This is a genomic window from Cupriavidus basilensis (assembly GCF_000832305.1).
GTDB lineage: Bacteria > Pseudomonadota > Gammaproteobacteria > Burkholderiales > Burkholderiaceae > Cupriavidus > Cupriavidus basilensis_F.
The window spans coordinates 1,135,069-1,154,097 of record NZ_CP010536.1; the positions used below are offsets into that span (position 1 = coordinate 1,135,069).

General features: G+C 65.4%; 14 protein-coding genes. 8 read left to right on the forward strand and 6 right to left on the reverse strand.

Annotated features, from left to right (window positions below):
* Nucleotides 1-7: 7 nt before the first annotated feature.
* Nucleotides 8-946 carry a fumarylacetoacetate hydrolase family protein gene (locus RR42_RS05150; protein WP_043344635.1) on the reverse strand — a complete coding sequence of 313 codons (939 nt, stop codon included), beginning with the start codon at nt 944-946 and terminating at the stop codon, nt 8-10.
* A gap of 172 nt (nt 947-1,118) precedes the next feature.
* On the opposite strand from RR42_RS05150, the gene RR42_RS05155 reads away from it, so the two are divergent.
* Nucleotides 1,119-2,069 carry a 2-hydroxyacid dehydrogenase gene (locus RR42_RS05155; RefSeq protein ID WP_043344636.1) on the forward strand — a complete coding sequence of 317 codons (951 nt, stop codon included), beginning with the start codon at nt 1,119-1,121 and terminating at the stop codon, nt 2,067-2,069.
* Between the two features lie 42 nt (nt 2,070-2,111).
* Here RR42_RS05155 and RR42_RS05160 read toward each other — a convergent pair whose 3' ends face one another.
* Nucleotides 2,112-2,585: a VOC family protein gene (locus RR42_RS05160; RefSeq protein WP_043344637.1), complete on the reverse strand. Its 474-nt coding sequence runs from the start codon at nt 2,583-2,585 to the stop codon at nt 2,112-2,114.
* A gap of 206 nt (nt 2,586-2,791) precedes the next feature.
* On the opposite strand from RR42_RS05160, the gene RR42_RS05165 reads away from it, so the two are divergent.
* Nucleotides 2,792-3,499, forward strand: a complete 708-nt coding sequence (locus RR42_RS05165) for a GntR family transcriptional regulator (protein WP_236701984.1) — start codon at nt 2,792-2,794, stop codon at nt 3,497-3,499.
* 91 nt (nt 3,500-3,590) lie between these two features.
* Here the strand turns inward: RR42_RS05165 and RR42_RS05170 are convergent, their stop codons facing one another.
* Complete coding sequence (locus RR42_RS05170) at nt 3,591-4,730, reverse strand: porin (RefSeq protein ID WP_043344638.1); 1,140 nt, start codon at nt 4,728-4,730, stop codon at nt 3,591-3,593.
* Nucleotides 4,731-5,317: 587 nt separating this feature from the next.
* Between RR42_RS05170 and RR42_RS05175 the strand changes: the two genes are divergently transcribed.
* The 3 genes from RR42_RS05175 to RR42_RS05190 all read left to right on the forward strand — a co-directional run bounded on the left by RR42_RS05175 (nt 5,318) and on the right by RR42_RS05190 (nt 9,678).
* Complete coding sequence (locus tag RR42_RS05175) at nt 5,318-6,385, forward strand: porin (RefSeq protein ID WP_236701985.1); 1,068 nt, start codon at nt 5,318-5,320, stop codon at nt 6,383-6,385.
* Between the two features lie 15 nt (nt 6,386-6,400).
* The gene (locus RR42_RS05180) at nt 6,401-8,329 is read left to right on the forward strand and encodes a hypothetical protein (RefSeq protein WP_236701986.1); all 1,929 of its coding nucleotides are present in this window, start codon (nt 6,401-6,403) and stop codon (nt 8,327-8,329) included.
* A gap of 105 nt (nt 8,330-8,434) precedes the next feature.
* A protein-coding gene (locus tag RR42_RS05190; protein ID WP_144409723.1) for an IS3 family transposase occupies nt 8,435-9,678 on the forward strand; the annotation gives its coding sequence in 2 pieces (ribosomal slippage) (nt 8,435-8,788 and nt 8,791-9,678; 1,242 coding nt in all).
* 68 nt (nt 9,679-9,746) lie between these two features.
* On the opposite strand, the gene RR42_RS05195 is transcribed toward RR42_RS05190, so the two are convergent.
* Together RR42_RS05195 and pepN are read right to left on the reverse strand one after the other, a co-directional pair.
* The gene (locus tag RR42_RS05195; protein ID WP_043344640.1) at nt 9,747-10,763 is read right to left on the reverse strand and encodes a class 1 fructose-bisphosphatase; all 1,017 of its coding nucleotides are present in this window, start codon (nt 10,761-10,763) and stop codon (nt 9,747-9,749) included.
* Between the two features lie 134 nt (nt 10,764-10,897).
* The gene (gene pepN / locus RR42_RS05200) at nt 10,898-13,597 is read right to left on the reverse strand and encodes an aminopeptidase N (RefSeq protein WP_043344641.1); all 2,700 of its coding nucleotides are present in this window, start codon (nt 13,595-13,597) and stop codon (nt 10,898-10,900) included.
* A gap of 330 nt (nt 13,598-13,927) precedes the next feature.
* Here pepN and RR42_RS05205 point away from each other — a divergent pair, with 330 nt between their 5' ends.
* On the forward strand, nt 13,928-14,542 hold the full coding sequence (locus tag RR42_RS05205) for a DUF4136 domain-containing protein (protein WP_043351423.1): 615 nt from the start codon (nt 13,928-13,930) through the stop codon (nt 14,540-14,542).
* A gap of 273 nt (nt 14,543-14,815) precedes the next feature.
* Nucleotides 14,816-17,137, forward strand: a complete 2,322-nt coding sequence (locus RR42_RS05210; RefSeq protein WP_043344642.1) for an NADP-dependent malic enzyme — start codon at nt 14,816-14,818, stop codon at nt 17,135-17,137.
* 157 nt (nt 17,138-17,294) lie between these two features.
* Here RR42_RS05210 and RR42_RS05215 read toward each other — a convergent pair whose 3' ends face one another.
* Nucleotides 17,295-17,540, reverse strand: a complete 246-nt coding sequence (locus RR42_RS05215; protein WP_043344643.1) for a hypothetical protein — start codon at nt 17,538-17,540, stop codon at nt 17,295-17,297.
* A gap of 309 nt (nt 17,541-17,849) precedes the next feature.
* Between RR42_RS05215 and RR42_RS05220 the strand changes: the two genes are divergently transcribed.
* Nucleotides 17,850-18,962, forward strand: a complete 1,113-nt coding sequence (locus RR42_RS05220; protein ID WP_043344646.1) for an aromatic ring-hydroxylating oxygenase subunit alpha — start codon at nt 17,850-17,852, stop codon at nt 18,960-18,962.
* The last annotated feature ends 67 nt before the right edge of the window (nt 18,963-19,029 follow it).

Consider the following 19,029-nt stretch of genomic DNA (forward strand, 5'->3'; position numbering starts at 1 on the left):
GTGGTGTTCAACGCGCCGCCAGTGCTTCCAGCGCCACTGCGTTCTCGATCGAGCCAATGCCTTCGATCCAGGCCACCATGTTGTCGCCGGGTTTGAGGAACACGCCGCGTCCCATGCCGACGCCATCCGGCGTGCCGGTGGCGATCAGGTCACCCGGCTGCAGCGTCAGGATGCGCGACAGGTAGGCGATCTGCTCGGCCACCGAGAAGATCATCTGCGAGGTATTGCCGTCCTGCATGGTTTCACCGTTCACGGTTAGCGACATGCGCAGGTTCTGCGGGTCGGCGATGCAGCCCGCCGGCACCACCCACGGGCCCATGGGGCCGAAGGTATCGAAGCTCTTGCCGCGGAACCAGTCGTGGGTGAAGGGATAGTCGGTGCGGCGGTTGAGGTCGCGCGCGCTGATGTCGTTGAAGACGGTATAGCCGGCGATGACCGATAGCGCGTCTTCCACCGGAACGTGGCGGCAGCGCTGGCCGATCACCACGCCAAGTTCCACTTCCCAGTCGAGCTTGGCCGTTTCCGGCGGCATCAGCACGGTCGCGCCGGTGGGGATCACGCTGGTTTCCGCCTTCATGAAGGCATAAGGCTGGCTCTCGCTGCGAGCTGCCAGTTTGGTGCCCATCTCATCGGCGTGGTCGTAGAAGTTCGACGCCACGCCAAAGATGCGGCCCGGCTGGTAAGGCACGGCGTAGGTGGCAGCCGCATCCACCGCGGCGAGCTTGCCGCTGGTTGCCAGTTGTGCGGCGCGGCCGGCCATGTCGGCCAGCAATGGTGCGTGTTGCGCCCACCGCGCAAACACCTGGTTCATGTCGCCGGGCAGGCTGGCGGGATCGATCTCGCAAGCACGTCCGAGTGCGGCCAGGTCATACAGGGTATCTGCGACTACCAGGCCGGCGCGCTTGTCGCCGGCGAGTTCATAGGTTGCGAGGCTGTGCCAGTTCACCTTGTCTCCTTGTCATTTGTGTTCAGGGTGACGGAAAGCACTGGGTTTCAATCGCCATGCATTTCCGTCTATGGGAATACTTTAAGTGATGCGTGTATACACGTCAACGTCTTCGTGATAATTTTGTTCAACACCGCTTCCAGGCGGATTCGATGACGGAGGAGAAAAGAAGATGGCTAGCGGATTGCATGGCGAACAGCAGGTACTGGTATTGACGCGACTGGCGCTGGACGCCGCGTGGCTGGCGGCGCAGGCGCCGCGCTATCGCTTCGTGGCGTGGAACGAGGCCGGCGACGGCGCGCGTGCCATTGCGCGCGCCGTGCTGACCAATGGCTCGACCGGCTTGTCGGCCGCGGAGCTGGCGACGCTGCCGGCGCTGGAGCTGGTGGCAAGTTTCGGGGCTGGTTACGAGAACATCGACCTGGCCGCGGCAAGGGCGCGCGGCGTGCGCGTGTGTCATGCCCCCGACACCAATAGCCAGGTAGTGGCCGACCACGCGCTCACCCTGATGCTGGCGCTGTCGCGGGGGATTGCCGCGCTCGATCGCGGCGTCAAGTCCGGCCAGTGGGAAAGCCTGCGCGCGCCGCGTCCGGGCGTGCGCGGCAAGACGCTGGGCATCGTCGGGCTGGGCAATATCGGCGGCAAACTGGCCGTGCTGGCGCAGGCCATGGGCATGCAGGTGGCCTACCTGCGGCGCGGCGCGCCGGCCGCGGGGCACTACGCGCCGTATGCCGATCCGATCGCGCTGGCGGCCGCAAGCGATGTGCTCGCGCTGACCTGCCCGGGCGGCGCGGCCACGCATCATCTGGTCGACGCAGCGGTGCTGCGCGCGCTAGGGCCGCGCGGCCTGCTGGTGAACGTGGCGCGCGGCAGCGTGGTGGATACGGTAGCGCTGGTCGAGGCGCTGGCGCGCGGGGAAATCGCCGGTGCCGCGCTCGATGTCATCGAGACAGAGCCATTGGTGCCGGCGGCCTTGCGCGCGATGGACCAGGTCATTCTGACGCCGCACCTGGCCGGCCGCTCCCCGGAAACCCGGGTGGCGCAGCACACGGCGCTGGTGGGCAACCTGGATGGCTGGTTCCTGCATGGCGAGCCGGTGCATCCGGTGGCGTTGCCAGCCTGAACGCGTCCCCGCGGCGCGGGGACGCAAGTTGCGGCGGGGCGCTTACAGGCCTTCGCGATCCGCCTTGAGGTCCGGGTTGCGCAGCGCCGGGCCGCCGCCGCCGCTGTTGCCTTCCTTGGAAGCGCCGCCCCAGCCGTGATCGGTCAGGTCGATGATGATGTCGTGCGGGTCGCGGTATTTCACTTCATAGAAGATGTTGCCCTTGACCGGCACTTCGCCCATGTAATAGCGGCCACCCGCTTCCTCCACGGTCTTGCGCGCCTCGGCGATGTCGTCGACCCACACGCCGATGTGGTGCAGGCCGACGAAGTCCTTGCCGCGCTCTTCTCCGGCAGCCTCGTCGCTCTTGTAGTTCAACAGCGCAATGCTCATGGTCCCGTCCGTCAGGTAGACGCCGCGCGCCAGCGAGGAGTCGGTCTCGCCGACTTTGCGAAAACCGAATGCCTTTTGGTAGAACTCGGCCGCGGCCCAGGGATCGGGGACGGACAGGGCGATGTGGCGCAGTTTGCTGGTCATGTTTGTGCTCCTCGTTTGGCGATTGACTATCGGCACGGCGGAATTGCCGCTAGTCGATATGTATACACGCAATGCTAAGTGTATTCAATAGATCATGATTGGAACATTTTTAGTGCCAATTGGCGAGGCGAAGGGCGTGCCGCGTATAATTGCGCCCATATCCGGGGCAATGGCTGCCTTGCGATGCCCCAAGCCGGGGGCTCGCCATGCCGAACGCTTCGATCAAGGACCAGGACACAAGGACAACAGTGACCACCATTGCCGCCCAAATCAGCCAGAAGCTTGCCGATGAAATCATCGCTGGCACCTTGCCGCCTGGCGAGAGGCTCGAGGAACCCGCGCTGGCGGAGCGCTTCCAGGTGTCGCGCACGCCGGTGCGCGAGGCGCTGCGCCTGCTGGACGCGCGCGGGCTGATCGAGCTCGTGCCGCGGCGCGGCGGCGTGGTGGCCAATGTGGGCGCCGCGCAGCTGGCCGACATGCTGGAAGCGCTGTGCGAGCTGGAATCCCTTTGCTGCCGCATTGCCACGCAGCGCATGAGCGCCATGCAGCGCCGCCAGCTGGAGCTGCTGCACGAGCAGACCGAGGCCGTGGGCGAGCGCCGCGATGCGCAGGCATACCTGGAGCTCAACCATCGCTTCCACCAGCTGATCTGCCAGGGCACGCAGAACGAGACGCTGATGGCCGCGGTCGAGAACCTGCGCGACCGGCTGGCACCGTTCCGCGCCGCGCAGTCCGGCGTGGAGCGCCGCTTCGAGACCTCGCACCGGGAGCACCAGAAGATTGTCGAGGCGATTCTCGCGGGCCAGCCGGAGGAGGCCTACCTGGCGATGCGCAGCCACACCACGCGCCTCACGCTCAATGTGATGGAGCTGATCGAGGCGCAGCGCGCCGACGGTGCGGCCAAGCGCAACTAGGCACACATCCAGGCCAGCACCAAAGGCAGCAGCAAGGGCGCACCGTATCGTGCGCCCTTTTTTATTCGAAACGGCCGCGCACGGCCTTGCTTCAGAACTTATGCGTGATCCCCAGCCCGACGCCGGTGGCGGAGTCGCCCGGCTTCAGGCCGGGCACGGAATTGCCGGAGAGGTTGTAGCGCGCCGTCGCGTGGTTCACCAGGCGCGTCCATGCCGCCCACAGTTCGGTCCGCTTCGACAGCGTGTACCCGTAGCCCAGCGAAATCTGCCAGGCGCCGGAATCCGTGCCCGGCAGGCCGATGCCGCCTACCGCCGCCGTGCTGCTGCCGTGGGCGTTGCCGCCCGAGATGTACGACGCGCGGAACTCATGCGCGCCGATGGCATGCGTGGCCGCGACCTGCCAGGCATCGCGCCGCACCGATTGGCCCGGCGCCGGCTCGTAGGAGAGCCGTTCGTAGGCGCCGCGCAGCTTGGTGCCGCCAAAGGCGTACACCAGGCCGAGCCGGTCCGCGTGGTCGCGCGAGCCGCTGTAGAAGTAGTCGCCGTGATACTCATGCCCCCATGCCACGTACCAGCTCTTGTCCTCATAGGACAGCAGGCCGGACCAGGCGATCGGGTTGGTGGTGGGGGTGCGGTCCTCGGGCATCGACAGGGCCAGCCGTGCGGAGACGCCGCCCCAGTGCGGCGTGCTGTATTGCACCAGATTCTTCTGGCGCCGGTCGAACGATTCTGGCGCGGCGCCGTTGGCGGCCGTGGTGAAGCCGTTACCCATGATGGAGTTCGAGGCAAAGATACCCGCGGTAAACGGGTCCACCTTGTACACGGAGACGAAGCGCAGCGGCATTTCCCACTGCCCCATCAGGATCTGGCCCCACGGGCTGCGCAAGCCTACACCGGTATTGCGGTCGCCGATCTGTGACGTGCCGGTGCCATCCATGCGCAGGTTGGTCTCGATCTGGAAGAAGGCTTCCAGCCCGCCGCCGAGCGACTCGCGGCCGCGGAAACCCAGCACTGACAGATCGTTCGACAGGCGCGACACCGAAGCGGTACGGCCGTTGCCCGCGAGCCGCACCTGTTCCACGTTTTCCTTGATGAAGCCGTAAATCTGCACGCTGTCGCTTTGCGCCCGGGCGAGTTCGGGAACAGCACCGGCAAGGGCGGCCAGCGCGGGCAGGGCGGCGAAGCGAGAGATGGCGCGCGCGGCGCGCCGGCCAGGGCAGGGCGTGGTCATGGTGTCTCCTTATTGTTGAGGTACAAATACTATCTATTTGTAAACATACTGTAATATGTGTATACACTTAGTTGGAAGTGAGTGCAAAAATGTGAAAAGTGTGCGGTGAGGCGCATTGTTAGCGCGCAGCGGTATCGACGCGATGGCAGCGGCATGGCTGTGGCACGTGGGAAGAGAAAAAGTAGGAGAAAAGAAAAAGAAAGGAGGGGGCAAGCAGGGGGGCAAGCGGGCAGATCAGCGCTTGCGCCGGACCCGAGCGAGTGTCATTCGCACTCGCCGGAGCGCTGGCGCAACGTGGGTTTTTTCAGCACGGACGAGGCTGTTTTCCCATCGCATGGAGGCGGTGCGGAGGCGCTCGTTCCGCGGTTCCTGGCCATAAATTAAAGGCATCCCGAAGGCGGAATATTTCATTTTCGCCGCATGCCAGCCCTCTCCATACTGCGGCTGAACACTGCGCAAGAAAGGCCCCGAGCAAGCGGGTCGCGCATGACCAGGGCACCGGCAAGTGCCAGCCGGTGCAGCCAGCGCACATGCACACATGCACGTGCAGCGCGGCGGCCAACCACAAAAGAGGAAGAGGAGAGGAAATGAGAAGAGCTGACAAGGTGTCGTATGCCCGGGCCATGGTGTCCTGCGCGTTGGCAATGGGGGGCGCGCAGGTCTGTGCCGAGGAGTCCTGGGTCAGGCTGTCAGGCTTCGTCGACATCAGCGTGGAGCGCCTCGCTCAGTCGGGCAAGGGGGGCTCGGTGTATCGCGTGTCCAGCGGCCAGTTGAGCTCGTCGCGGATCAACTTCAGCGGGCAGGAAGTGCTCAGCAGCGACCTGAAAGCCATCTTCACCTACGAGCCACAATTCTCGGCCGATACCGGCACGGCGACGGCGCAGGCGCGCCAGTCGTTTGTCGGTCTGCACAGCAACAATTTCGGCGTGCTGACCATGGGCCGCCAGAACACGCCGTCATACTGGATCGCCGGCTACGCCGACCCGAGCTTCTCGGCCGATTACAGCATGGTCAGCAACATGCAGTTCTTCTACGCGGCCTACCGCGTGGATAATTCGATCCAGTACAACACGCCGCGCTTCTACGGGTTCATGGGGCGCTTCATGGTGACCACCGGCCTGGAGGACACCACCCGGGCCGGCCGCTACCTCAGTACCGGCCTCGAGTACCGCGACGACAAGCTTTACGCGGGCATCGTCAGCGACCTGCGTTACACGCGCAATATCTACAACGCCGGCAGCGTGCCTTCGGCGCGCGACAACTACGCCTCGCTGGCCTACAAGTTCGGCGATTTCGAGCCGACGCTGGTTTACCACACCTACAACGGCTACTACGCGTATCCGCCCTATGCGGACTTCCAGTCCAAAGGCTGGGATATCCAGATCGGTGCGCGCTACAGGCTCAACCCGTCGAACCGTTTCTACGCCAGCTTCGTTCATCGCAAGGACGACAACAACACCAAGCTGTCGGACGCCAACGGCTTCGTGCTTGGCTACATCTACAGCCTGTCCAAGCGCAGCGAGATCTACGCCACGTACGCTCACGTGCAGCACAAGCATGACAGCCCGATCCGCTATCCGGTCACGTTCTCGGCCTCGCCTACCAGCCAGCAGAACCCGTCCGGCATGGCCATCGGCATTCGCCACGCGTTTTGAGCGCCCGGCCCGGACATGGTGGCCAGGAACGCGCCGCAGTCCGCCGGCAACGATGCGGCGGCCCTGGTCCGGCGGGAGAGGAAATTGTTGATACAAAAGGAGGAAGCCATGCTTCGAATCAGAACGTTCAGATCAGTCCTGGCAACAGGGACAGCGTCAGCGGCCATATTCATGATGGCTTGCGCAAACGCGGACACGGTGCAGGCAACGGCGGCGCCTGTGGCCTCCGCAACGCTGGGAACGCCGGTGACACCGGCAACGCAGATGACGCCGGGCACGCCCAATGTTCAGGATCCCTATCTCGCCGCCTGGCTGCGGCTGACGCCCGATCGCTCGCCCGCGCCGCTCAAGCCGGGTGTCGACTATGGGATGGATCCGGCCACGGGACAGTTCGTCTGGCCGAAAGCGACGCCCGAAGTGCACAAGGGGCAGCGCTTCCCGGGTGAAATGACCGCATGGGACAAGAAGAGCTTTGCCAAGAACGTCGAGGTTCTGGCCTTCTATCCCGCCGTTGGCTCACCCTTCCATGCCTGGAACAACATCGCCGACTTCGAGGGGCGCCGTTACCTCTACATTCATGACCGGGACTATCTGCGGATCATGGACATCACCGATCCCGCCCATGGCAAGGTGGTCTATTCCAAGGGCGGCGTCTGGGGACCGAAAGGCTCGAGTGAGAACTACGATCCGCGCACCGTCGACGACTACCTGGGCGGCGCGACCATTGCCTGGAGCAAGACACTGGGCAAGGCGGTGCTCGTCGCGTCGTTTGAAATCGGACGCTACGGCCTGATGACTGACAAGACCCAGCAGCCTGACCAGGTCGCGGCGCAGCGTCGCTACAATTCGCTGAAAGGGTTCAAGGTCTTCGCGATGGATGGCCCGCTGCCAAGCCAGTGGCGGTTGCTGGCAACCCGCACCACCGACTACAGGCACCCCGATGCGCCGGTCGGGCAACAGCAGGGGTCCGGATCGCTCGATTCGCCTGAATACCATGGCGGCAAGTACATGATCCTGGCGTCGGCGCCGGATGACACGTATGGCCTGACCGAGTACCCCAACTATCTTTACTCGCCCGGCTATCAGGTCTGGGACATGTCCGATCCCGCGAATCCGACCTTTGTTTCCCAGATCTCGGTGCCGGGGCAAATCCTTGGTAACGAAGCCCACGAGCAGGCTTATCTGATGAATCAACGGGCTGGCAACCGTACCTCGTGGATGGGAGCGCGCATTCCGATCTTCCTGCCCAAGCCATTGGAGGACGGCGGCAAGATCGGCTTCGGCGCGATGGGTGGCCTCGGTCTTTATTCGTTCGACCTTTCCGACCCGGCAAAGCCGAAGGTGCTCGGCAACGTCAATACGCCGCCCAGCTTTGCCGGTACCGAGTACGACAACGCCGATGTCAGCCAGTACGCGCGCACGGGCTATGTCCTGACCGGCGGCTATCCGATGAACCGCGATTGCTATGAGCCATACAAGGACATCTTCGTCGTCGACGCACGCGATCCGTCTCACTTGAAGGTGGCCGGAAAACTGCCGCAGCCGCAGGTGCCGCAGGGGGCGTCATTCACGAGCTTCTGCCAGCGTGGCGGCAACTTCGGCCCGAAGCGCGCGAACTCCATCGGCCAGCCCGGCCAATGGCGCCAAGGCATCGTTCCCTATTCTTTCTACAATGCCGGCGTGCAGATTTTTGACGTCAGCCATCCGGAAAAGGCGACGATCGCTGGCTATTTCGTGCCCGCGCTGGCGGACGAGACGGAGTTGCCGAATTACACGCTCGGCAAAGGCGTGTTCGCGATCTACACCGAGTACGACCGCAATATCATCTGGGCCTTCACCGAGAACGGCGCCTACGCGTTGTCAACGCCCCTGCTTGGCAAGCCGGTCCTGGGCGCGTCCGCTACGCCCTGGCCGCCTGGCAAAGTTGCCGCGCGGGCGCGATAGCGGGGTCAAGCGATGGAAAAAGGGACGCCGCGGCGTCCCTTTTTCGTCGGATTGACCCGTCCTGACTAAGGTTGACACTTTTCCCGCAGCAATGAGGAGAGTGTCTTGGATATAGATCGGAAACGAACCCAACGCGACTACACGCTGGCTTTTAAGCTGGCGGTCGTTGAGGAAGTGGAAAAAGGCGAACTGACGTACAAGCAGGCGCAACACAAGTACGGAATCCAGGGGAGGTCCACGGTGCTGGTATGGTTACGCAAGCACGGACTACAGGACTGGAGCGGCTCGTTGCCACAGGGCGCCCGGTACGCGACGATGGAAAAGCAAGGTAAAGCCAAGCCCCGCACGCCGGAGCAGCGCATCAAGGAACTGGAAGTCCAGTTGCGCGAGGCGCAGGAGAAGGCGCGACTGTTCGAAGCAGTGATCGACGTGATTCAGAAGGAGCACGGGGTACGCGTCGTAAAAAAGCCTTCGGGCAAGTCCTCGCGCAAGAGCTCGTCCAAGGGCTAAGCGTTAGCAGGGCTTGCCGTTACTTTGGCATCAGTCGCCAGGCGTACTACAAGCGCCGCCACAGCGAGCTTCGACAAACGGCCCGAGACGCCAGGATCTGCGCATTGGTCACCGAAGTGCGGCTGCGCCAACCCCGTTTGGGCACGCGAAAACTGCAGCGGGTTCTGCAGGCGCCGCTGGCGAAGGCAGATATCCGGGTGGGCCGAGACCGGCTATTTGATGTTCTGCGCGCAGCCAGGCTGCTCGTGAAACCGCATCGGGCGTATCACAAGACCACTAACAGCCATCACCGTTTCCGGTGCCATCCCAATCTTCTCAAGGAGGGGCCGCAGAAGGTAGTGCCCACGGCGGCCGAGCAGGTCTGGGTCGCTGACATTACGTACCTTCCCACCACCCAGCAGACCGTCTATCTGAGTCTTGTTACGGATGCCTGGTCGCGCAAGATCGTGGGCTACCATGTCCATGACAGCCTGCAGACCGAGCAGGTGAGCCAGGCGCTGAAAATGGCACTACGCTCGCGCCGGACCCGGCAGACGCTGGTACATCATTCGGATCGAGGAATTCAATACTGCGCGACCTACTACCAGGCCATCCATCAGCGGCACGGTTTGACCTGTTCCATGACCGACGGCTACGACTGCTACCAGAACGCCATGGCCGAGCGCATCAACGGCATCCTCAAGAGCGAATTCCTGCTGAACCGACCAACTGACCTGCAGCAAGCGGCTCGCATGGTGAAGGAGTCCGTACAGATCTATAACCGTGAACGCCCCCATCAAGCCCTGAAATACAAAACGCCCGATGAGGTTCATCGGGCGTCTATTACCTTGGAACGCTAGGCGCCCACGGCGCCACAAAACCTGTCAACCTATGTCAGGACTTGACAGATCAATGAAGCTGCCCGCAATCAGCCGGCCGCTTTCTCCTCCTGGTGGTAGCGCGTGGCGCGTTCCACTTCGTTCTTCGAGCCGAGGATCACCGACACGCGCTGGTGCAGCTTTTCCGGCTGGATGTCGAGAATGCGCTCATGGCCGTTGGTGGCCGCGCCGCCGGCCTGCTCGACCAGCATCGCCATGGGGTTGGCTTCGTACATCAGGCGCAGCTTGCCGGGTTTTTCCGGTTCGCGCTTGTCCCACGGGTACATGAAGATGCCGCCGCGCGTGAGGATGCGGTGTACGTCGGCCACCATCGAGGCGATCCAGCGCATGTTGAAGTTCTTGCCGCGCGGGCCCTCGTCGCCGGCCAGACATTCGTCGATATAGCGGCGCACGGGCGGGGCCCAGTGGCGCATGTTGGACATGTTGATCGCGAATTCCTTGGTGTCTTCCGGGATCTTCACGTCGGACTGCGTCAGCACGAAGCTGCCGGCCTCGCGGTCCAGCGTGAACATTTGCACGCCGTTGCCGACCGTCAGCACCAGCGTGGTCTGCGGGCCGTACACGGCGTAGCCGGCGGCGACCTGGCGGCTGCCGGGCTGCATGAAGTCGGTTTCGGTGACGGTCTGGCCCGGCTTGGGCATGTGCAGCACCGAGAAGATGGTGCCGATCGACACGTTCACGTCGATGTTGGACGAGCCGTCGAGCGGGTCGAACAGCAGCAGGTATTCGCCCTTGGGATAGCGGTTCGGGATCTCGTAGAAGCTGTCCATTTCCTCGGACGCCATGGCGGCGAGGTGGCCGCCCCATTCGTTGGCGTCGAGCAGGACTTCGTTGGCGATCACGTCCAGCTTTTGCTGGGTCTCGCCTTGCACGTTGCCGGTGCCGGCCGAGCCGAGGATGCCGGCGAGGGCGCCCTTGCTCACGGAGTTGGAAATGGCCTTGCAGGCGCGCGCCACCACTTCGATCAGGAGCCGCAGTTCGGGCTCGATCGTGTTGTGCTTGCGCTGCTCCTCGACCAGGTAGCGGGTGAGGCTGATGCGACTCATGGGGATTCTCCTTGAATGGCCGCAATTCTACATGGGCGCCAGCCCGCCAGGCCAATGCCACCGGCCCGTGGGGTACTGTCGGCGGGGCCGGGGCGCGGTGCCGCCAACCGCGCCCCGGCCAGCCCGGCGCTGCCTTACGGCGCCAGCGCCTTGCTCACGATCTCGCGCACATCGCGGGACAGGTCGCTGGCCGCCGCCACCTGCTCCAGCGCGGCGCGCATGCGGTCGCGCAGCGGCAGGGCGTACTTCTGCCAGCGATCCATCACCCGCGCCAGGCGTGACGCCACTTGCGGGTTGATGGCGTCCAGCGCCAGCACCTGCTCGGCCCAGAAGGCGTAGCCCGAGCCATCCTCGGCGTGGAACTGCGCCGGGTTGGCCGCGCAGAAGCTGAAGATCAGCGAGCGCGCGCGGTTGGGGTTGCGCAGGTTGAAGGCGGGATGCTGCATCAGCGCGCGCACCGTGTCGATGGTGTGCTTGCCTTTGTGGCCGGCGCTTTGCGGCCCCACGGTACCGCGCTGCGTGCCTTGCAGCGAGAACCATTTGTCGATCACCAGCGGGTCTTGCTCGAAGCGCTGGTAGAAATCGGCCAGCGCGGCCTCGCGGCCGGGGGCAAAGGTGTTGACCATGGCGCTGAGCGCGGCGAAGCGGTCCGTCATGTTGTCGGCGGCCTTGTATTGCGCTTCGGCCAGCGCCTGCATGGCGGCGTCGCCGCTGTCGGCCAGGTAGCCCAGCGCCAGGTTGCGCAGCGCGCGCTTGCCGGCGGACACCGCATCGGGGCTGTAGGCGAGCGGCGTGGCATTGGCCTCGAACGCGGCCAGCCAGTCGGCCTTGAGCGCGCGCGCCAGCGCTTCGCGCATGAACTGGCGGGCGCGGTGGATGGCGGCCGGATCGGCCACGCCCATGCGCTCGGCGAGGTAAGCCTCGGCCGGCAGCGTCAGGGCCTGCTCGCGGAAGGCGGGGCTGAGTTGCTGGTCGTTGAGCACGGTGCGCAGCGCGGCCACCAGCGCCGGGTCGAGCCGGAGCTCGCCGCCGGCCTGGCCCTGGGCCACCAGTTGCAGCAGCGCGCGCGTGGTCAGGCGCTGGCCGGCCTCCCAGCGGTTGAACGGATCGCTGTCGTGCGCCAGCAAGAAGGTCAGCTGCGCTTCGCTGTACTCGGCGTCGATGATGACCGGCGCGGAGAAGTCGCGCAGCAGCGAGGCCAGCGGCGGCTCGGCGCCGCGCGGCAGGTTGATGAAGCGGAAGGTCTGCTCGGCCTCGGTGAAATCCAGCACGCGCGTGGTGGCGCCGGGCTGGCTTTCGCCTTCGAGCTGCAGCGCAAGGTCGGCGCCGCTGGCGTCGATCAGGCCCAGTGCGAAGGGGATATGGAAGGGCAGCTTGTCCGGCGTGCCGGGGCGCGTCTCGATGCCGACCTTGGGACTCGTTTGCGACAGCGTCAGCGCCAGGGTGCCGGTGGCCGCATCCCACGCGGTGCGCACCGCGACCACCGGCGTGCCGGCCTGGCTGTACCAGCGGCCGAACTGCGTCAGGTCGCGGCCGTTGGCGTCGGCCATGGCGGCGCGGAAGTCGTCGCAGGTCACGGCCTGGCCGTCGTGGCGCTGGAAGTACAGGTCCATGCCCTTGCGGAAACCGTCGCGGCCTAGCAGGGTCTGGTACATGCGCACGACCTCGGCGCCTTTCTCGTACACCGTCACGGTGTAGAAGTTGTTGATTTCCTCGTAGCTGTCGGGGCGCACCGGGTGCGCCATGGGGCCGGCATCTTCGGGGAACTGTACCTGGCGCAGCATGCGCACGTCCTCGATGCGCTTGACCGCGCGCCCGGATTCGGAGCCCATCATGTCGGCCGAGAATTCCTGGTCGCGGAACACCGTCAGGCCTTCCTTGAGCGAGAGCTGGAACCAGTCGCGGCAGGTCACGCGGTTGCCGGTCCAGTTGTGGAAGTACTCATGCCCGACCACGGATTCGATGTTGCCGAAATCGGCATCGGTGGCGGTCTCGGCATTGGCCAGCACGTACTTGGTGTTGAAGATGTTGAGGCCCTTGTTCTCCATCGCGCCCATGTTGAAATCGCCCACGGCGACGATCATGAAGCGGTCGAGGTCCAGTTCCAGGCCAAAGCGCTGTTCGTCCCAGCGGATCGAGTGGATCAGCGAATCCATGGCATGGCGCGTCTTGGGCAGGTCCTGCGGCTCCACCCAGACCTGCAGCAATTTCTCCTGGCCGGAGGCGGACTGGATCCGTTCCTCGATGCATTCCAGCTTGCCGGCCACCAGCGCGAACAGGTAGGCGGGCTTCTTGAACGGGTCTTCCCAGATGGCCTCGTGGCGGCCGTCGGGCAGCTCGCGCTCGCTGATCAGGTTGCCGTTGGACAGCAGCACCGGGTAGGCCGCGCGCTGTGCGCGCAGCGTGACCCGGAAGGTCGACATCACGTCGGGGCGGTCCAGGTAATAGGTAATCTTGCGGAAGCCCTCGGCTTCGCACTGGGTAAAGAAGTTGCCATTGGAAACGTAGAGGCCGGACAGCGACGTGTTGGCGGCCGGCTGGCAGGCGGTGGCGATTTCCAGCGTGCCTTGCGCGGGCAGCTCGGGCAGCGTCAGGCTGTCGGGCGTCTGCTGCGCGCCTTCCAGCGGCTTGCCGTCGAGGCGAACCCCGAGCAGCTCCAGTGCCTCGCCCGCCAGCACCAGCGGGCCGGGCGCCTGGCGCGTGAAGCGCAGGATACTGGTGACCACCGTGCGCGCCGGGTCGAGCTCGAGGGTGAGGTCGACGTGCTCAAAAGCGAAGGCCGGCGGAGTATAGTCTTTGCGATGGACGGTAACGGGCGTGTCGGTGCGCAGCATGAAGGAATCCTGTCCTCTGGGGGCCACCTGGGGCGGCATGGTCGCCATGGTCACGGCAGGCGGGCAGGGTGGGAGCCGCTGCCGGGCCGCGTGCCACGGCACTGAAGAACCCATTGTAGCCAAGCGCGGGCGCCCCGGCTCGGGCGCGCGGCGCTGGCGGCCGACCGGGACGGAATTCCGCCGGCCCGGCACGGTCAGAATCACACAATGGACAACGAATCGATGAGAGGCATGATGCCAAAACGATGGCTGGCAACGCTCGGGAAGCTGGCGAACCTCGGTCAGGATCGGGGCCGGATAGCCGGCGAGGGCTGGCGCGGTGGCCGCCTGATGGCGGGCGCGGCGCTGCTCGGCGTGGCGCTGCTGTCCGGCTGCGCCAGCACTGTCACCACCGAGGTGACGGCCTTTCGCCAGGGCGACTGGCAGAACGATCCGCCGCGCACCTATGCCTTCGATCGCACCAGCGGCCAGGAGCCGCAGCTCGAGGACCAGACCTATGAGCAGTGGCTGGCGCAGGCGCTCTCCGGAATCGGCTTCGAGCAGGTGGCCCGGCCGCAGGCGCATTACCTGGTCAGCATGGAATACGACAGCAACTCGCGGCTGATGCGGATCCAGGAGACCAGCTACGTCGACCCATGGTCCCCCGGCCCTTACTGGGGGCCGTATTATCGCCCCTGGGGCCCGTACGGCTGGGGTGGCCCGGGTTACTGGCCGCCGGTGACCACGGTGCGCGATGTGCCGGTCACCCAGTCCACGCTGCGCGTGTTCTTCAAGGATGCCGCCAGCGGCCGCCGGGTCTACCAGGTCACGGCGAACCACCGCGCGGAGGGGGCGTCCCTGCAGGCGGCGATGCCTTACCTGATCCGCAGCGCCTTCGTGCAGTTCCCGGCGGACAGTGGCCGGCCAAGGCGGGTGACATTGCCGCTGGACCCGAATGACAAGTAGCAGGTGGCAAGCCACATGCAAGCCACAAGCAAGGCATTGCCTGTGCGGTGGTAAAAACTGAATTGCCCGGCGAAAAGCCTTGAATCCCCGGATGCCCCGGTGGGAGGGGCTTCGCGCCGGGCTTGGGTGAGCTAGAATGACGGCTCGATTTTTCGGCCCGAGCCGCCGGAGCCCGTCTTTGAAAGCTGCAATGGAAGATTCCGGCAAGCCACGCCGGATACGACCGGCGCAGCCTCGGCGGGCACTGGCAGGGCCACTTCCTGGACGAGCATAATGACCAGCAAGACCGGCGGTGATGCACCGCAACATGCCCCCAACAGTCCTGAAGCGCAATTGCGCCTGGCCGCGCTGGAATACCACCGCAGCCCGACCAAGGGCAAGATCCAGGTAAACGCGACCAAGGCGCTGTCCAACCAGCGCGACCTGTCCCTGGCCTACTCCCCGGGCGTGGCCTACGCCTGCGAGGAGATCGCCAAGGATCCCGCGATGGCCGCCGAGTACACCTCGCGTGGCAACCTGGTGGCAGTGATCACCAACGGTACCGCCGTGCTCGGCATGGGCGACATCGGTCCTCTGGCCGGCAAGCCGGTGATGGAGGGCAAGGGCTGCCTGTTCAAGAAGTTCGCCGGCATCGACGTGTTCGACATCGAGCTCGATGCGCACGACCCGGACAAGATCGTCGAGATCGTGGCCGCGCTGGAGCCGACGATCGGCGGCGTGAACCTCGAAGACATCAAGGCGCCCGAGTGCTTCTACATCGAGAAGAAGCTGCGCGAGCGCATGAACATCCCCGTCTTCCACGATGACCAGCACGGCACCGCCATCATCTCGGGCGCGGCGCTGCTCAACGGCCTGAAGGTGGTCGGCAAGGATATCGCCAAGGTCAAGCTGGCGGTCTCGGGCGCCGGCGCCGCGGCCATCGCCTGCCTGGACACCATGGTGAGCCTGGGCGTGACCCGCTCGAACGTCTCGGTGGTGGACTCCAAGGGCGTGATCTATGTGGGCCGCGACGCCAACATGGAACCCAACAAGGCGCGCTACGCGCAAGACACCTCGAACCGTACCCTGGCCGATATCGTCAATGGCGCTGACGTGTTCCTGGGCTGCTCGACCGCCGGCGTGCTGACCGCCGAGATGGTCAAGACCATGGCCGACAAACCCATCATCCTGGCGCTGGCCAACCCCGAGCCGGAAATCCGCCCGGAAGTGGCCAAGGCAGCGCGCCCGGATTGCATCATCGCCACCGGCCGCTCGGACTACCCGAACCAGGTCAACAACGTGCTGTGCTTCCCGTACATCTTCCGTGGCGCGCTGGATTGCGGCGCCACCAAGATCACGGAAGCCATGAAGCTGGCTTGCGTCAAGGCCATCGCCGACCTGGCCGAAGCCGAGCTGAACGACGCCGTTGCCGCCGCCTACGGTGGCCAGGAACTGAAGTTTGGCCCGGACTACATCATCCCGACGCCGTTCGACCAGCGCCTGATCGAGAAGATCGCGCCGGCAGTGGCCAAGGCCGCAGAGGAGTCCGGCGTGGCCACCCGTCCGATCAAGGACCTGGAAGCCTACCGCCAGCAGCTCACCCAGTACGTCTACCACACCGGCCTGATCATGAAGCCGGTGTTCACGGCAGCCAAGGCCGCGCCCAAGCGCGTGGTTTATGCCGAGGGCGAAGAAGAGCGCGTGCTGCGCGCGGTGCAGACCGTGGTGGACGAAGGCCTGGCCCGTCCGATCCTGATCGGCCGCCCGCACGTGATCCAGATGCGCATCGACAAGGCCGGCCTGCGCCTGAAGGCCGGCGCGGACTTCGAGCTGATCAACCCGGAAGACGACCCGCGCTACCGTGCCTACCACGAGGCCTACCACACCCTGCGCGGTCGCGACGGCGTCACGCCGGACGTGGCCAAGGTGATGCTGCGCCGCTCCAATACGCTGATCGGCACCATGCTGATGCATATGGGCGACGCCGACGCGATGCTGTGCGGCACCGTGGGCCGCTTCGAAGCCCACCTGGAGCACGTGCGCGACGTGATCGGCATGGCGCCGGGCGCCAAGGTGTTCGCCGCGATGAACGCGCTGATGCTCGAGAAGTACACGCTGTTCATCACCGACACCTTCGTCAACGACGATCCCACCGCCGAGGAGCTCGCCGCCATCACGCAGCTGGCCGCCGAGGAAATCGCGCGTTTTGGCCAGCATCCGAAGGTGGCGCTGATGTCGCACTCGATGTTCGGCTCGTCGGACCGCCCGTCGGCCAGGAAGATGCGCGCGGCCCAGGAGATCCTGGCTCGCGAAGCGCCGCACCTGGAAGTGGAAGGCGAGATGCAGGGCGACGCCGCCCTGGTCGAGGACGTGCGCCGTCACTTCCTGCCGGGCACCAAGCTGGCCGGCAGCGCCAACCTGCTGGTCATGCCGACGCTGGATGCGGCCAATATCGCCTTTAACCTGCTCAAGATCACGGGCGGGCAGGGCGTCACCATTGGCCCGATCCTGCTGGGCGCGGCCAAGCCGGTGCACATTCTCAACCCGCAAGCTACCACCCGCCGCATCGTCAACATGACGGCGGTAGCGGTGGCCGAAGCCAACGCGGTGCGCTGATCCGGCGGCGCGGCCGGCTTGCCGGGCGCCACCCAATGAAAACGGGGCTCCTTTGGAGCCCCGTTTTTTTGACCGGCTTGTGAAGCAGTTCCGCCGGCCCGGAAAACCTGTCCTGCCCTGATCCCGTTGCCGCTATGCCGCAATGCCGCTATCGTCGCTATTGCAGCATGTTGTACTGCTCGCGCATCACAACGATGATGGACTTGGCCGCGGCCAGCCGGGTTGGCAAATGGTCCTCCTCCTCGCGCGGGAAATCGACTTCCGCGCTCCAGTTGCAACCGGTGTGGTCAGGCTGGTGAACTCGCATGGCATGCAGTTCGCACTCGCCGCACTCAGGATTGTTGTTGAGGAACTGGTTCAGGATGGCCATCAACTCCGACCGTGTCTTTGCATCACGCCGCATGAGTCACCTCGTCCGTTGCCGTCTTGTTGCCTGGAACCTAAATCTAGGTACGCAGGCGCAGGCCCGCCAATTGAATCGCTCTATTAAGCAGCGGCTTTCGATCCCGAATTCCGGTAGTTTGTCTCTATCGCACCGCAGCAAATCCATGCTGCGTCGCGGCACTGCCGAAACCAGCGGCGCTCAATCCGGTCGAACCGCCATGGTGCGGCGCGCCGCGATCCGGCGGCGAGGCGCCCTTCGGCGCCAGGGCACTCGCGCGAACCCGACGACCCCGTGGCCATCCTCAATGCCGTCCTCAAGGCAATCCCGATGCTAAAGAATCTCTGGTACGTGCTGGGCCATTCAACGGATGTGCGTGCCGAGCCTGTCATGGTGACCGCGCTTGGCCAGAAGCTGGTGCTGTTTCGCGATAGCGCCGGCCTGGCCTGCGCGCTGTCCGACGTCTGCGCGCATCGGGGTGGATCCCTCAGCCATGGCCGCGTGGTGGCCGGCGACGTGGTGTGCCCGTACCACGGCTGGCGCTACGACGGCAACGGCATCTGCACGCATATCCCGGCCCAGCCGGGACTGCGGGTACCTACCCGGGCGCGGGTGGACGCTTACCCGACGGTGGAGCGCTTTGGCTGGGTTTGGGCCTTCCTGGGCGACCTGCCGCCGGCGCAGCGGCCACCGCTGCCGGATCTGTCATGGGTCGAGGATCCCCGTTTCCGGCTGGTGCGCGGGCATTTCGACTGGGATGCCAGCTGGGACCGCGTGATGGAGAACGGCCTGGACTTTGCCCACGCGCCATTCGTGCATGGCACGGCTTTCGGCGACCCCGCGCATCCCGAGATCGACGACTTCACGGTAGAGGCAGGCGAGTGGCAGGGCGAAGCGCGCATGCGCATGTACCGCCCGCGGCGCCGCTCATGGCCTGCGTGGCTCGCGCGCGGGGCAGCGGGTGGCCGGGTGCCGGTCTACACCACGCCGGGCTACCACTTCTCCGGGCCGTGCACCACGCTGCGGCTCGAGCCCCGTCCCGGCTGGGAGATCCGCATCGTCTCGGCGCACCTGCCGGTCGACGCCAAACGCACGCGCACCCTGTGGATGATGGGCCGTACCTTCATGAAGAGCGCGCTGCTTGACGCGCGCACCCGCCGCAGCAACCTGCGCATCTTCGAGCAGGACCACGCCGTGCTGTCCCGGGTTTGCCCGCAGCACACGCCCGACGACTGGCGGGAGGAAGTGTCGGTGCGCTCGGATGGCTTGCAGATCGCCTTTCGCAAGACGCTCAAGGCGCTCGAAGCGCGCGGCTGGGAGATCGACCTGGCCCGCATGGCCAGCGAGTTCGCGGGGCGCAAGGCGTGCGCGATTCCATGCCCGGCACGGCGTGAATCGTCGGCCTGGGCCATCGCCGGCGTGCCGACCCGGGGAGGCGGCTGAGCGTACTGGGCGTCCACCTGCGGCGGCTACCTGACGCCGGGCGTGCCGTGCACCTTCACGCCGGCGA